This window comes from Tessaracoccus zhenghani (genome assembly GCF_054552775.1).
In genome coordinates this window covers 1,146,039-1,160,251 of the sequence record NZ_CM137275.1, presented here as the reverse complement: position 1 = coordinate 1,160,251, position 14,213 = coordinate 1,146,039, and the positions used below count along the sequence as shown (strand labels likewise).

General features: G+C 70.5%; 11 protein-coding genes. 8 read left to right on the top strand and 3 right to left on the bottom strand.

Annotated features, from left to right (window positions below):
* Nucleotides 1-10 precede the first annotated feature (10 nt).
* From ACX1DX_RS05620 to ACX1DX_RS05610, 3 genes are read right to left on the bottom strand one after another with little or no spacing between them, the layout of a single operon-like run.
* On the bottom strand, nucleotides 11-2,164 hold the full coding sequence (locus ACX1DX_RS05620) for a transglutaminase-like domain-containing protein (protein ID WP_459397903.1): 2,154 nt from the start codon (nucleotides 2,162-2,164) through the stop codon (nucleotides 11-13).
* Entirely contained in the window at nucleotides 2,161-3,384 is a 1,224-nt protein-coding gene (locus ACX1DX_RS05615) for a DUF58 domain-containing protein (protein WP_459397902.1), read from the bottom strand. The genes ACX1DX_RS05620 and ACX1DX_RS05615 overlap by 4 nt, the downstream gene beginning before the upstream one ends.
* Before the next feature lie 3 nt (nucleotides 3,385-3,387).
* A complete protein-coding gene (locus ACX1DX_RS05610) occupies nucleotides 3,388-4,353 on the bottom strand; it encodes an AAA family ATPase (protein WP_076058286.1) in 966 nt (321 codons plus the stop codon).
* A gap of 259 nt (nucleotides 4,354-4,612) precedes the next feature.
* Between ACX1DX_RS05610 and mraZ the strand changes: the two genes are divergently transcribed.
* From mraZ to murD, 8 genes are all read left to right on the top strand, one after another.
* Nucleotides 4,613-5,050 carry a division/cell wall cluster transcriptional repressor MraZ gene (gene mraZ, locus ACX1DX_RS05605; RefSeq protein WP_076058288.1) on the top strand — a complete coding sequence of 146 codons (438 nt, stop codon included), beginning with the start codon at nucleotides 4,613-4,615 and terminating at the stop codon, nucleotides 5,048-5,050.
* Between the two features lie 131 nt (nucleotides 5,051-5,181).
* On the top strand, nucleotides 5,182-6,132 hold the full coding sequence (rsmH, locus tag ACX1DX_RS05600) for a 16S rRNA (cytosine(1402)-N(4))-methyltransferase RsmH (RefSeq protein ID WP_459397901.1): 951 nt from the start codon (nucleotides 5,182-5,184) through the stop codon (nucleotides 6,130-6,132).
* The gene (ftsL, locus tag ACX1DX_RS05595) at nucleotides 6,129-6,662 is read left to right on the top strand and encodes a cell division protein FtsL (RefSeq protein WP_076058293.1); all 534 of its coding nucleotides are present in this window, start codon (nucleotides 6,129-6,131) and stop codon (nucleotides 6,660-6,662) included. The genes rsmH and ftsL overlap by 4 nt, the downstream gene beginning before the upstream one ends.
* 272 nt (nucleotides 6,663-6,934) lie before the next feature.
* Nucleotides 6,935-8,692 carry a peptidoglycan D,D-transpeptidase FtsI family protein gene (locus tag ACX1DX_RS05590; RefSeq protein ID WP_076059386.1) on the top strand — a complete coding sequence of 586 codons (1,758 nt, stop codon included), beginning with the start codon at nucleotides 6,935-6,937 and terminating at the stop codon, nucleotides 8,690-8,692.
* A gap of 1 nt (nucleotide 8,693) precedes the next feature.
* Nucleotides 8,694-10,250 carry a UDP-N-acetylmuramoyl-L-alanyl-D-glutamate--2,6-diaminopimelate ligase gene (locus ACX1DX_RS05585; protein WP_459397900.1) on the top strand — a complete coding sequence of 519 codons (1,557 nt, stop codon included), beginning with the start codon at nucleotides 8,694-8,696 and terminating at the stop codon, nucleotides 10,248-10,250.
* On the top strand, nucleotides 10,228-11,667 hold the full coding sequence (locus tag ACX1DX_RS05580; protein ID WP_459397899.1) for a UDP-N-acetylmuramoyl-tripeptide--D-alanyl-D-alanine ligase: 1,440 nt from the start codon (nucleotides 10,228-10,230) through the stop codon (nucleotides 11,665-11,667). Before ACX1DX_RS05585 ends, ACX1DX_RS05580 begins: the two co-directional genes overlap by 23 nt.
* Entirely contained in the window at nucleotides 11,664-12,743 is a 1,080-nt protein-coding gene (gene mraY, locus ACX1DX_RS05575; protein ID WP_459397898.1) for a phospho-N-acetylmuramoyl-pentapeptide-transferase, read from the top strand. The genes ACX1DX_RS05580 and mraY overlap by 4 nt, the downstream gene beginning before the upstream one ends.
* Nucleotides 12,725-14,191: a UDP-N-acetylmuramoyl-L-alanine--D-glutamate ligase gene (murD, locus tag ACX1DX_RS05570; protein WP_076058301.1), complete on the top strand. Its 1,467-nt coding sequence runs from the start codon at nucleotides 12,725-12,727 to the stop codon at nucleotides 14,189-14,191. Before mraY ends, murD begins: the two co-directional genes overlap by 19 nt.
* The last annotated feature ends 22 nt before the right edge of the window (nucleotides 14,192-14,213 follow it).

The following is a 14,213-nucleotide window of genomic DNA, read 5'->3' as shown; positions in this document are numbered from 1 at the left end:
AGCAATCTGGCTACCGGCCCAGCCGCCACAGCGACGCGGGCAGCAGCACGGCACGCAGGCGCGCTCCCCGGGTGGCCTGGCCGGCGAGCGCCTTGCGTAGCGTGCCCACCTCCGCGGGGAGCTCGGTGACGGGCGCGCCGTCGCGGGAATACCGGCTGCGCTCCACCGTCGCGGCGATGGCGGCGAGCGCCTCCGCGCCCCGGGGCGACAACTGTTCCGCTGCCTCCCGGCCGGCCGGTCCGGGTGAACCCTCGGGCCAGCGCAGGCCGTAGTCGGCGAACATGGCCTGCACCTCCCGCCAAGCCCGGTCGGTCGCCTGGCCGGGGTCGCCGTCGGGCCGCAGACGCGAGGCGCGCAGCCCCAGGCGGACCAGTGCGGGCAGGGCGAGCGCCAGCAGCACCAGCAGGGCGATCAGCAGCCCCCGGACCACCGGCCCCGGGCCATCGTCCACCGTGGTCGGCGCCGTCGGTACCGGCTGCAGGGTGGGCGGCACCGTGGTGGGCTGCGGGGTGGGCGCCGCGCTGGGCGTGGGCGACGGCGAAGGGCTCGTGGCAGGCTGCATCGCCGAGGGATCCACGTACTCCGGGTCGCCCTGGTACGCGGGGGTGGGCTCGAACGGCACCCAGCCCAGGCCCTCGAAGTACAACTCGGGCCACGAGTGGGCGTCGTGCGAGGTCACCAGGTAGCTGCCGTCCGCCTGCTGTTCACCGGGGACGAACCCGACGGCCATCCGGGCGTCGATGCCTTCGATCCTCGCCATGGTGATCATCGCGGCGGCGAAGTGGATGCAGTAACCCGAGCGGGCGTCCAACAGGAAACTCGAGATCGTGTCCGTCCCGGCGGTGTTCGGAGCCTCCAGCGTGTAGCGGAACGCGTCGGAGCGCAGGAACCGCTGAATGGCCAGGGCTTTCTCGCCCGCGGTGGTCGCGCCGGCGACCACGTCGCTGGTCAGGGCGGTGACGCCGGGGCTCAGCCCGGCGGGGACCTCGCGCGTGACGGCGCTCGGTAGGCTGCCGGCGTTCGCCTGCGACACCTCCTCGCGCGTGGGGGAGGGCAGCGTGGACTCGACGCGGTAGCTCAGGTTGACCGTCTGCTGCGTGCGGTTCGGGCCCGAGGCGACGATCGCGAGCGTGTCGGGGTCGTGACTCCACGCGCCGTCGGCGTCATAGGAGGTCGCCGCGAACGGGGCGGGGAGGTACTCGGACGGCACCGCGTCCATCTGGACGTCGACCGTCACCTGCTCGCCGGGGAAGTCGTGGTCTCCGTCCAGCCCCGAGCGGCTGAGCGACATCGGCACCAGTCCGGCGCCGGAGGAACTGAGGTTGGGAAGCGCCACGGTGCGCATGTACACCGGCCCACCGGTGCTCGTGCGGTACGTCAGCACCGGGCTGTCCGTGGGGCGGCGCAGGTCCTGGTCGAGCCGCACGGTGGGGTCGCTGAGCTGGATGGGGCCGTCCTGGCCACCCTCAGTCCAGGGACGCTTGTCTCCCAGGGGCACCATGGCCGACCCCAGGATCGCCACCACCAGCGCGGCAACGCCGAACGCCAACCCGACGGTCACCCGCGACAGGTGGTGGGAGCTCGCACGGGAGGCCTGGCCCGCCGCTTCGCCCGCGCCCGTGGAGCTCAACAGGATGGCGATGAAGCCGGCGACGACGGGCACGAGCAGCAGCCAGTCGAGGTCGTCGATGCGCACGAGCGCCGCGACGCCGTAGGTCAACGCCAGGGGCGCGATCGTCCAGGCGGGCTGCTCGAGGCCGTTGACCAGCAGTTCGACGATGATCACCAGCAGGGCCGCGAGGATGAGGCATAGCCACACCAACCCGGGTTCCGGCTCCAGTGGCGGCACGCCGGTGCGGATCACCTCGACACCGTCTGCGGTGAGCGCCCGGAGCGAGGCCAGGGGATCCCCCCGGGGCGCCAGCGCCAACCCGCGCCAGGCGAGCACGCCGAGGATCACGAGCAGCTGGACGAAGAGGACCAGCGCCCGCGGCGCCCGCAGCAGCCCCATGACGAGCCCGACGGTGCCGGCCGCGCCCAGGATGAACCAGGCGTGCGCCCACACCTGCTGGGTGTCGGAGACCAGCGTGGACAGCGGCAGCATCGACAACCACACGGCAGCGGCCACGATCACGTGCGAGAACGGGTGGTGGGTGAACCTCATGTCGTCACCCGCTGCCACACCTGCGGAACGGGCTCGCCCGGGCGGAACGTCTCGACGCGCCAACCCCGGCCGAGCAGGAACCTGATCGCCTCGCGGTGCTCGTCGTGCTCGGCGTCCCAGGCCGAGGCGTCCGGAGCCAGGGCGATCAGGCTGCGCGCCCGTCCGCCAGCGGCGGCGAGGGCGGCCGCATCCGCGTTCGACAGGAGGCCGGTCACGGCCACGAGCGAGGCCACCGAGGTCAGCAGCTCAGGGTCGTCGACGGCGGAGCCGAGCCACGTCTCCTCCGAGGTGGGAAGGTCCGTCATCGCCTCGATCATCAACTGGCGCGAGGCCTCGCCCACGCTGTGCCCCGTCTCGAAGACGCGGCCGGAGGGGGCGATGATGGCGAGCTTGTGGCGGCCCTCACTCAGGAGGGCGGCCACGGAGGTGACCGCGGAGACGGCCCACTCGAGGGAGCTGTCCGCGCCGTCGCCCAGGTGCGCGCTGCGGCGGGTGTCCACGATGAGGGTGCTCGACGGATCCCACGGGTGCTCCTCTAGCCGCACCATGAGGTCGTCCTTCTTGGCCGTCATCTTCCAGTGCACGCGGCGCATGTCGTCGCCGTGCCGGTGTTCACGCACGAGGACGTCGTCGGCGCCTGCGGAGCCGATCCGCTGGGGGGTGGCGTCGCCGGCGCTGCCGAGCCCGGCGCCCCCGGCCAGGTCGTCGAGCCGCCAGATGCGCGGCGTGACGCGGAGCACGGAATCGCGTCCCTTGGCGATGAAGCCGCGCAGCGCCAGTCCGAGCGGGTCGCCGGCCTGAACCCAGAGGGGGCCGACGCTGAACCGGCCGCGGCGCAGCGCCTCGACGGTGTAGCCCACCGCCTGGCTCCATTCGCCGAAGCCGCGCGCGATGACGAAGGACGCGCCGCCGCCCAGCGACGCGTCGGCGCCATCGTGGAAGCGCAGCGCCGACGCCTGGGCCGGCGACTGGTTCAGCACGTGGAGCACCACCCTGGTGGACGTGCCGACGGGGATGGTGGGCGGGGTCAGGGAGCGTTCATGCGTCACGAGGGGACGCGCGAGGACGAGGTAGCCCAGCGCCAGCAGCGGCAGGGCAGCCATCACCAGGCCGACCCAGAGCACGTCGACCTCGCCGATGTAGGCGGCGCCGCCGATGACCAACGCGCCGCTCAGCAGGAGCGTGATGCCGCGTCCGGTCAGCCGGGTGCCTCGACGCACGGGTCAGCTCCTGGCGGGGGTGGGCACCGAGGCCAGCACGGACGTGATGATGTCTGCCGGGTCGCGGCGCGCCACCTGGGCCTCGACGGTGGGCAGCACCCGGTGGGAGAGCACCTCGGCGGCGAGCGAGCGCACGTCCTCGGGGATGACGTAGTCGCGCCCACCGAGAGCCGCCTCAACGCGGGCCGCTCGCATGAGGTGCAGGGAGGCGCGGGGGCTGGCGCCGAGCCGCAGGTCGGGGTGCTGGCGCGTGGCCTCGACGATGCTGACGATGTAGTCGTTGATCACCGGAGCCACGAACACGCCCCGGATGGCGTCGATGGCGGCGGCGACGGAGGCGGCGTCCGTGACGGCGCTGACCGTGGCGAGTTGGTCACCGCTGGCGTGGTGGGTGAGCATCGCCACCTCGGCGGTGCGGGCCGGGTACCCCATGGTGATGCGGGCCATGAAGCGGTCCCGCTGGGCCTCGGGGAGGGGATAGGTGCCCTCCATCTCGATGGGGTTCTGGGTGGCGATGACCATGAACGGCTGACGCAGCTGGTAGGTCTTGCCGTCTGCCGAGACCTGGCTCTCCGCCATCGCCTCGAGCAGGGCGGACTGCGTCTTGGGGGAGGCGCGGTTGATCTCGTCCCCCAGCACGATGTGGGCGAAGATCCCGCCGGGCTTGAACTCGAACTCGCGCGTCGACTGGTTGAACACCGACACGCCGGTGACGTCGCTGGGCAGCAGGTCCGGCGTGAACTGGATGCGCTTGACGTCGCCGGAGATGGCGCGTCCGAGCGACTTCGCCAAGACCGTCTTCCCCACGCCCGGGACGTCCTCTATCAGGAGGTGTCCCCCCGCCAGCAGCACGATCACGGCCATGCGGATCTGGTGGGGCTTGCCCTCGATCACGCGCGCCATCTCCGAGGCGATGCGGCTGGCGAGTTGGGACACCTCATGCAGTGACGGTGTGGCGGGCTGGTTCACCGGAAGGCTCCTCGATGTTCGTGCGGCAAGCACACCAAGACTAACCGTGCCCGGAAGCCTTCACGAGTGTCGCTCGACAACCTAGCCACTTCCTGCCAGATGGAGGACAGGCGTGCCGCTCGACGACTCCCGAGCAGAAAAAGGGCGAACAAGCACAACCCACCGACAAAAAGTGGTGGGCTGGTGGGGGAAAGTGGGGTACCGTGGTGCGCAGTGGAGCGAAGTGGATGACAAGTGGGGGAAGGAGGCCTGGCATCGCATGTTTTTCATGGGGACGTACACACCGAAACTCGACGAGAAGGGCCGGCTGATCCTTCCCGCCAAGTTCCGCGACGCGCTCGAGCACGGCCTGGTCGTCACCAGAGCGCAGGACAGGTCGCTCGCGGTGTATCCCAGGGCCACCTTCGAGGCCAAGATGTCCGCCCTCATGAGCGCCCCCAGCACCGTGAAGCAGGTCCGCGACTACCAGCGCATGCTGATGGCCGGGGCCAGCGACGAAGTTCCGGACAAGCAGGGGCGCATCACCATCCCGCCCCCGCTGCGCGAGTACGCGAACCTGGATCGCGAGGTCGTGGTGATCGGCGCCGGAGAGCGCGCCGAGATCTGGGACGCCCAGGCATGGCACGAGTACTCCCAGGCCAGCGAGGAGGGTTTCTCCGAGATGGATGACGAATTCGTCGCACTCACCGGCTTGTGACCCACCCGGTGGCTCCCGGCCGGTCAGGCCCTGATCTCACTTCCCCGATGTCAGGTCCGGCCCGGAAGGGAACCACTGGAGGGGGCACCCACCAGAACAACACAGCTTTCAAGAAGGGTCGAAACAGCATCATGCAGGGTTTCACAGACGTGCACGATCCGGTCATGCGTGACCGCATCGTCGATCTGCTGCGCCCGGCACTGTCACGGCCGGGCGCCATCTACGTCGACGGCACCCTCGGCCTCGCCGGGCACGCCATCGCGATCCTCGAGGCCTGCCCCGAGGCCCGGTTGATCGGCATCGACCGCGACCTCGACGCGCACGCCGTCGCCCTCGAACGACTCGGTGACCTCGCGGAGCGAGCCACCCTGGTGCACGCTGTCTACGACGAACTGCCCGAGGTGCTCGACGACCTCGGGATCCAGAGCGTCGACGCCATCCTCCTGGACCTCGGCCTCAGTTCCCTCCAGATCGACCGCACCGAGCGCGGCTTCGCCTACCGGGTCGACGCACCCCTCGACATGCGGATGAACCCGACGGAGGGCCCAACCGCCGCCGACGTGCTCAACACCTACTCCGCCCGAGACCTCTCACGCATCCTCTCGCGCTACGGCGAGGAACGCTTCGCGGACCGCATCGCCCGTGCCATCGTCGAGCATCGCCCGTTCGAGACCTCCGCCAGGCTGGTGGAGACCATCTCGGGTGCCATCCCCGCTGCGGCCCGCCACACCGGCGGCCACCCGGCCAAGCGCACCTTCCAGGCGTTGCGCATCGAGGTCAACCGCGAACTCGACGCCCTCAACGGCGTGCTGCCGGCGGCGATCGACGCGCTCGCCCTGGGCGGCCGGATGGCAGTGCTGAGCTACCACTCGCTCGAGGACCGCGCCGTCAAGCGGGCCTTCGCCGCCAAGGCCACCGACCGCGGCCCCCGCGACATGCCGCTGGTCCCTGACCACCTCAAGGCAGAACTGGCACTGCTCACCCGAGGTGCCGAGAAACCCACCCCCGAAGAGACCGCCGCCAACCCCAGGGCGGCCTCCGCGCGACTCCGCGTGGCCGAACGAATCAAGGAGGCAGCATGAGCGCCGAGCCCATCACCACCGACGATCCGGTCGCGGCTGCGCCCGCCCGGCCCAGGCTGGGGGTGGTTCCGCAGTCTGTGGGGGCCACCGTCTCGACGGTAGGGTTCGTCAGCATCCTCCTCGGCCTGATCGCCGTCGGTCTGGCCGGCGTGACGATCGTGACCACCAACGTGGGCGCGCAGTCGCGTGAGCTCTCGAGCCTGCGCCGCGATGCGACGGAGCTCAGCTACACGTCGGCCGCTCTCGAGTCGCACATCCAGCGGATGTCCAGCGCCAACGCGCTCGCGCTGCGCGCCAGCGAACTCGGAATGGTCCCCAACCCGTACCCCGCCTTCATCAACCTAGCCGACGGGACCGTGACCGGTGTGCCCACCCCGGCCACCGAGGACGAGATGCCCTTCCTGCGCGGCATCGCCACCAAGCCCGTCCCGGCTCCTGTGCTGCCCACCCCGAGCCGGCCGGCGCAACCCGCGGACCCCGGCTCGGACAGCGAACTGGTGGCAGTCGGAGCGTCTGGAGCCCAGGAGTGAGCGGGGAGAAGCGGCCCCGTGCGAAGCGGCCGGCCGAGCAGCCCCCCGCCCAGAAGCGGCCATCCCAGAAGCGCCCGTCACAGCAGGGGGGCACGCAGAAGCAGTCAGCCAGGAAGCAGCCGGCCAAGAAGCAGGCGTCCAGCCGCACGAGCGCGGCGAAGCCCGCCGCCAAGCCGAAGCTGCGCACCTCCAGGCCCGCCGGAGCACCCCGGACCTACCGCAAGACGGTGCGCCTGCCCGTGGGGCGTTCCTCCGTGCGGATCCGCGTGTTCATGCTGGTGTTCGCCCTTCTGCTCGGCGTGGCGGGAGTGCGGGCCGTCCAGCTCCAGGGCCTCGACTCCCAGGCGTTCGCGGCCGAGGCCGCCGCCAAGATGCAGTCGAAGCGGGAGCTGCCCGCCACGCGGGGAGAGATCCTCGACCGCAACGGTGTGGTGCTGGCCAGCACCGAGCCGGCCATGCTCGTCTCCATCGATCCCGACATGGTGCGCACCAACGGGGCGGACAAGCGCTACGCCATGAGCAAGCGGAAGCTGGAGGAGACCGAGCTGGCGCCCAACGCAGTGGCCGAGATCCTCGCCAAGCACCTGGGCGGCCGCAAGGAGAAGTACCTCACGCTGATCGACACGCCGGACTCCCGCTACGAGATCGTCGCCCGACGGGTCCCCGCGGCCACCTTCAGCGCCATCGAGGCGGACATGAAGGCCGGGCTGGACGGTGAAGGGAAGCGTCGTTGGTACGGCGTCTTCGGCACCCCTGATCCCATCCGCGTCTACCCCAACCGCTCGGTCGCCTCCAACGTGGTGGGCTTCGTCAACGCCGAGGGCGACGGCGCGGCCGGCCTGGAGTACGCGCTCGACGAACACCTCGAGGGCACCCCCGGTGAGCAGGTCTACGACGCCTCCACCTACGGCCGCATCCCGCTGGGCACCAACATCATGACCCCGCCGGTGGACGGCGCCTCGTACGAGTTGACGCTGGATTCGGACCTGCAGTGGATGACGGAACAGGCCCTGGCCGACGGCATGCGGCAGGCGCAGGCCAAGACCGGCACCGCCGTCGTGATGAACATCCACACCGGTGAGATCCTCGCGCTGGCCAACGGCCCCAGCTTCGACTCCGCCAACCCCAGCGCCGCAGACGGCGACAACCTCGGCAACCGCGCGGTGACCGAGGTCTACGAGCCCGGCTCGGTGCAGAAGGTCCTGACGATGGCGGCCCTGGCCGACCAGGGTCTGGTGACCCCCGACACCAAGCGGGTCGTGCCCGGCAGCATCGCCTCCGGCGGCGGCGTGGTCCGCGACTCCTTCTCGCACGGCGACCTCAACCTGACGGCCCGCGGGATCGTCGCGCAGTCGTCGAACGTCGGCATGATCATGCTCACGCGTGACCTCGAGAAGCAGACCATCACCGACTACCTGTCCTCGTTCGGGCTGGGCGCCAAGCCCGGCACCGGCCTGCCCGGCGAGTCCACCGGTCAGATCCCCACCAAGGACATGCCGGACTACACACGCGACCAGATCTCGTTCGGCCAGGGCCTCAGCGTCAACGCCGTGCAGATGGCCGCAGCGGTCGCCGCTGTGACCAACGGCGGCACCTACCACCAGCCGGTGATCATCAAGTCCGCGAAGGCGGCCGACGGCACAGAGATCGAACTGCCGCAGCCCGAGAGCCGCCGCGTCATCTCGGACGAGGCCTCCGCGTCCGTGGTCGAGATGATGGAGTCGGTGATCACGCTCAACGACAACCGCCGGATCCCGGGGTACCGGACCGCCGGCAAGTCCGGCACCGCCCAGCGCTTCGACCCGCAGTGCAAGTGCTACAACGGCTACACCGCCTCGTTCGTGAACGTGGCGCCCGCCGAGGACCCGCAGCTGCTCGTCTATGTCGTCCTCGACCGGCCGCGCAACGGCAACCTCGGTAGCCGGCTGGCCCTGCCCGTGACGAACAACATCCTCTCGCTGGCGCTGCCACGCTATAACGTGGCACCCTCAACCACGGAGGCACCCGATCTGCCCACCACTTTTGACTGACATGACATCGATCCGGCCCACCCAGACCACGGCGGCCCCGCTCACCGAACTGGTGGCGGGGCTCGACCTCGTCGGCGACATCGGCCGCTCGGCGCCCATCACCGGCATCAGCCTCAGTTCGCAGGAGATCCTGCCCGGCTGGTTGTACGTGGCGTTGCCCGGGAGGCAGCGGCACGGCGCGGATTTCGCCCGGGCCGCCGTCGACGCCGGCGCCGCCGCAGTGCTCACCGACGACGAGGGGGCCGCCCGGCTGACCGGGCTCGAGGTGCCTGTACTGGTGGCCGACGACGTGCGTGCGGCCATGGCGGTCGTCTCCGCGCGGGTCTTCGGCGAGCCCGCGCGGCGCCTCACGACGCTGGGCGTGACCGGCACGAACGGCAAGACCACCACCGTCGCGCTGGTCAAGGCCGGCCTGATGGCCGCTGGGCGGGTGGCCGGCACGATCGGCACCATCGGCTTCCGCCTGGGTGGCGAGGAGTTGAACTCGAGCAGGTCGACGGTGACCACCCCGGAGTCGCCTGACCTGCAGGCGCTGCTGGCGGTGATGGAGGAGCGCGGAGCCGATTCGGTGGCCGTGGAGGTGAGCTCGCACGCGATGGCCCTCAGCCGGGTCGACGCCATCGAGTTCGACGTGGCCGCGTTCCTCAACCTGGGCCGTGACCACCTCGACTTCCACCACACCCTGGAGGAGTACTTCGCGGCCAAGTCCAGGCTTTTCGAGCCGGGCCGCGCCCGCACCAGTGTGGTCTGGACCGACGACAGCGCCGGGGTCGAGATCGCGGGCCGGGTCGCCGGACACGGGCAGAGCCGGCTGATCACCGCCGGTACCGGACCAGAGGTCGACTACCGGATGAGCGACTACCGCCCCGTCCATCCCCTCGGCGGCATCGCCACGGTGACCCGCGGGGGCGAGGACCTGACGCTGGAGCTGAGCCTGCCGGGCGTCTACAACATGATCGACGCCGTGGTGGCGCTTGCCATGCTGGAAGCGGTCGGCGTGCCCGTGGACGCCGCGCTGCGTGGCCTGGCCACCGCGCAGATCCCCGGGCGGATGCAGCGTGTCCACCTGGGCCCCGATGCGCCGTTGACGGTGGTGGACTTCGCCCACACCCCGCAGGCGGTCGAGGCTGCCCTCCGGTCCCTCCAGGGAATCGGCACGCTCGTGTGCGTGCTGGGCTGCGGCGGCGACCGGGATGTCGAGAAGCGTCCGGAGATGGGCGCGGTGGCGGCCGGCCTGAGCGATGTGACGATCATCACCGACGACAACCCCCGCTCCGAGGACCCGGCCGCGATCCGCGCCGAGGTCATGGCGGGGGCGCGCCGTGCCCAGCGGCCCGGCACCGAGCTCCTCGAGGTGCCTGGGCGGCGCGCCGCCATAGAGACCGCCTTGGGGCGGGCCGGTGGCGATACTGTGGTGGCGATCCTCGGCAAGGGGCACGAACGCGGCCAGATCCTGGCAGACCGCACCGTCGACTTCGACGATGTCGAGGAGGCGGCCCGTGCCTGGGGCCGCGGCGGTGAGGAAGGAGACCCGCATGCGTGTGCGCACGATGTTTGAGTTGGTGGAGCTGATCCAACCGGCCCCCGTCGAGCTGTTCGGCGATGACACCGACGTGGAGGTGGGCCCTGACGTCGTCATCGACAACCGTGAAGCCACCGAGGGTTCGCTCTTCGTCGCCATCCCCGGCGAGCGCGCAGACGGGCACGACTATGCTGCGGCCGCCGTCGAGGCGGGCGCGCGCGGCATCATCGGGATGTACGGCACGGCCGCAGAGGTGCCGCACATCCTCGCCGAAGATTCCATCACGGCCATGAGCTGGCTCGCCCGCGGCATCGTCCGCGAGGAACGCGCCCGCGGCATGGTCTCCATCGGCATCACCGGCAGCTCCGGCAAGACCAGCACCAAGGACCTGATGGCGCAGGTCTTCGAGGCCGCCGGCCCCACGGTGGCCCCCGTCGGCTCCCAGAACAACGAGGTCGGCGTGCCGCTGACCGCGTGCCGCGTCGACGCCGACACCCGGTACCTCATCTCGGAGATGGGCGCCCGCGGCAAGGGGCACATCGCGTGGCTCACCTCGATCGTCGGGCTCGACGTCGGCGTGTGCCTCAACGTGGGCCGCGCCCACGTCGGCGAGTTCGGGGGAGTGGAGGCCACCGCCATCGCCAAGTCCGAGATCGTGGCGGATCTGGCGGAGGACGGCTGGGCCGTACTCAACGCCGACGACCCCGCCGTCGCGGGCATGGCCGCCGTCACCAAGGCTCGCATCGCCTGGTTCGGCGAGGGCCAGCTGGACGGCGGCGACCTCCGGGTCAGCGCCCGCAACGTCACCATGAACGCCCTGAGCCAGCCCAGCTTCGAACTCGTCGCGAGGGACTCCGACGGTGAACGCACCGCGCAGGTCACGCTGGGCGTGATCGGCCGGCACCAGGTGCCCAACACGCTCGCCGCGGCCGCCGCCGCCCTCGCGGTGGGCCTCGACATCGAGCTGGTGGCACGGGCCCTCTCCGGGGCCGTGCAGCGCTCGAGTTGGCGGATGGAACTCATCCCGCGCCCCGACGGCGTGCTCGTGCTCAACGACTCCTACAACGCGAACCCCGATTCCATGGCCGCCGCGCTCGCGACCGCCGTCGAACTGGTGCACGGCACGCGGGGCGAACACCCCGGCGCGCGGGTGGTGGCGGTGCTCGGCGACATGCTCGAGCTCGGCCCGTTGGCGGACGACCTCCACGAGGAGGTGGGCAGGCTCGCCGCAGACCTCGGTGTCGCCGAGGTGGTCGCTGTCGGGGACCTGGCCGACAGGATCGTGGCCGGCGCCGCCGGTGAGGGCATCATTGCGCGGACGGCGAATCGTGAGGAGGTCGTGGCCTCCCTTACGCTGAACCCCGGCGACGTCGTGCTCATCAAGGGATCCCGCGGCGTGGGTCTCGAAACGGTGGCGGCCGCCCTGGCCGGCAAGGACGGAGCGGCGAAGTGATCAACATCCTCACGGCAGGTTCGCTGTCGTTGCTGTTCTCACTGATCGGCACTCCGCTGCTGATCAAGTTCCTGACCAGGCGACAGTACGGTCAGTTCATCCGCGAGGACGGCCCCACGACGCACCATGTCAAGCGTGGCACCCCGACGATGGGCGGCCTCGTCATCCTCGTCGCCGTGCTGCTGGCCTACCTCGTCACGCACCTCGTGCGGTGGCAACCTCCCACACTCTCCGGGCTGTTGCTGCTCGGGCTCGCCGTCGGCATGGGGTTCCTGGGCTTCCTCGACGACTGGTCCAAGATCTCCAAGGAACGCAGCCTCGGCCTCACCCCGCGCGGCAAGTTGATCGGCCAGGCCGTCATCGGCGGCGGTTTCGCCGTCGCGGCGCTGAGTTTCCCGAACCACCGCGGCATCACGCCAGCCTCACCGGCCATCTCGTTCCTGCGGGACATCCCGTGGCTGACGCTGCCCATCGTGGTGGCCGTCGTCTTCATCATCTTCCTGATCGCCGCCTGGTCCAATGCCGTCAACATCACCGACGGCCTGGACGGCCTCGCGGCGGGCTCGGCCACGCTGGTGTTCGCGGCCTACACCATCGTCAACATCTGGCAGTTCAACCAGTGGTGCTCGCGGCCCTCGGTGGCCCGATCGATGGCGGCACGCTGCTACGAGGTGCGCGACCCCAACGACCTCGCGGTGCTGGCCATCGCCTTCGCCGGAGCCACCTTCGGCTTCCTGTGGTGGAACGCCAAGCCGGCCAAGATCTTCATGGGCGACACCGGTTCCATGGCCATCGGCGCCACCCTCGCCGGCCTGTCGGTCATGACGCGCACCGAACTGCTGCTGCTGATCCTCGGCCTGCTGTTCGTGATCGAGGTGGGCTCGGTCGCGCTCCAGGTCAGCTACTTCAAGGCCACCAAGGGCAAGCGCATCTTCAAGATGTCGCCCATCCACCACCACTTCGAGTTGAAGGGGTGGGACGAGGTCACCGTCGTCATCCGCTTCTGGATCATCTGCGGCCTGTGCGTGGCGGCCGGCATGGGCGTGTTCTACGCGGAGTGGGTGACGGGCTCGTGACACTGGATTGGATCCCCACCGCAACCCGTCTTTCGGACTGGCCCTCCGCCCAGGTCGTCGTCGCCGGCCTCGGCGTGTCCGGTTTCGCAGCGGCCGACGGCCTGATGTCGCTCGGCGCGAAGGTCGTCGTCCTGGACGAGTCCACCGTGCACGCTGAGAAGGCCGAACTCCTCGAGAAGCTCGACGTGACCGTGCGGCTCGGCCCGGGGTCGACGGCGGAACTGCCGCCCGGCACGGACCTCGTCGTCACCTCCCCCGGATGGCGCCCCTCCGCGCCGCTGCTGCGCCAGGCGGCCGCAGCCGGGGTGCCCGTCTGGGGCGAGACGGAACTGGCCTGGCGCATGATGCAGCCGGACAGGGTGATCCCGTGGCTGGGCGTCACCGGCACCAACGGCAAGACCACCACCACCCAGATGGTGGAATCGATGCTGATCGCCGACGGCCGGAAGGCCGCCGCGGTGGGCAACATCGGCCGGCCCATCATCGAGGCCATCCTCGACGACGTCGAGTACGACGTGTTCGCCGTCGAGCTGAGCAGCTTCCAACTCCACTGGATGAACAACATCAACCTGCACGCCGCTGTGGTGCTCAATGTGCACCCCGACCACCTCGAGTGGTACGAGGGCGTGCCCGACGCCATGGAGCGCTACTCCGCAGAGAAGGCCAAGATCTACGAGGGCGTGACACACGCCTGCGTGTACAACGTCGATGAGCCCGTGACGGAGCGGATGGTCGAAGAGGCGGAGGTCGTCGAAGGCGCCCGCGCCATCGGTTTCACGCTCGGCACCCCGGCCATCTCGATGCTCGGCGTCGTCGACGACCTCCTCGTCGACCGGGCCTTCGTCGAGCAGCGTCGCGATTCTGCCCTCGAGCTGGCGAAGATCTCCGACGTGCAGCCGGCCGCCCCGCACAACGTCGCCAATGCCCTGGCGGCCGCGGCGCTGGCGCGCAGCTACGGCGTGCACCACACCTCCGTCGCCAAGGGCCTCCAGCGGCTCCAGTTGGGCGGCCACCGCATCCAGCAGATCGCGGAGACCGACGGCATCCGGTGGATCGACGACTCCAAGGCCACCAACCCCCACGCCGCCAACTCCGCCATGCAGGCCTTCGATTCCTTCGTGTGGATCGCGGGCGGCCAGGCCAAGGGCACCACGTTCGACGAGCTGATCGAACGGCACCGCAGCAAGCTGCGCGCCGCCGTCGTCATCGGCGTGGACCGGCACCTCATCGCCGACACGCTTGCCCGACACGCGCCCGACGTCCCCGTTCGGGTGCTGGACAGCAGCGACACTGGGGTGATGGACGAGGTCGTCGCTCTGGCGGGGCAGTTCGCCCGCCCCGGCGACGCGGTGCTGCTCTCCCCGGGCTGTGCCAGCCTGGACATGTTCGACAGCTACTCGGCACGCGGGGACGCGTTCGCCGAGGCGGCACAGCGGTATCTCGGGTAGGCACAGGACAGGAGGGATCACG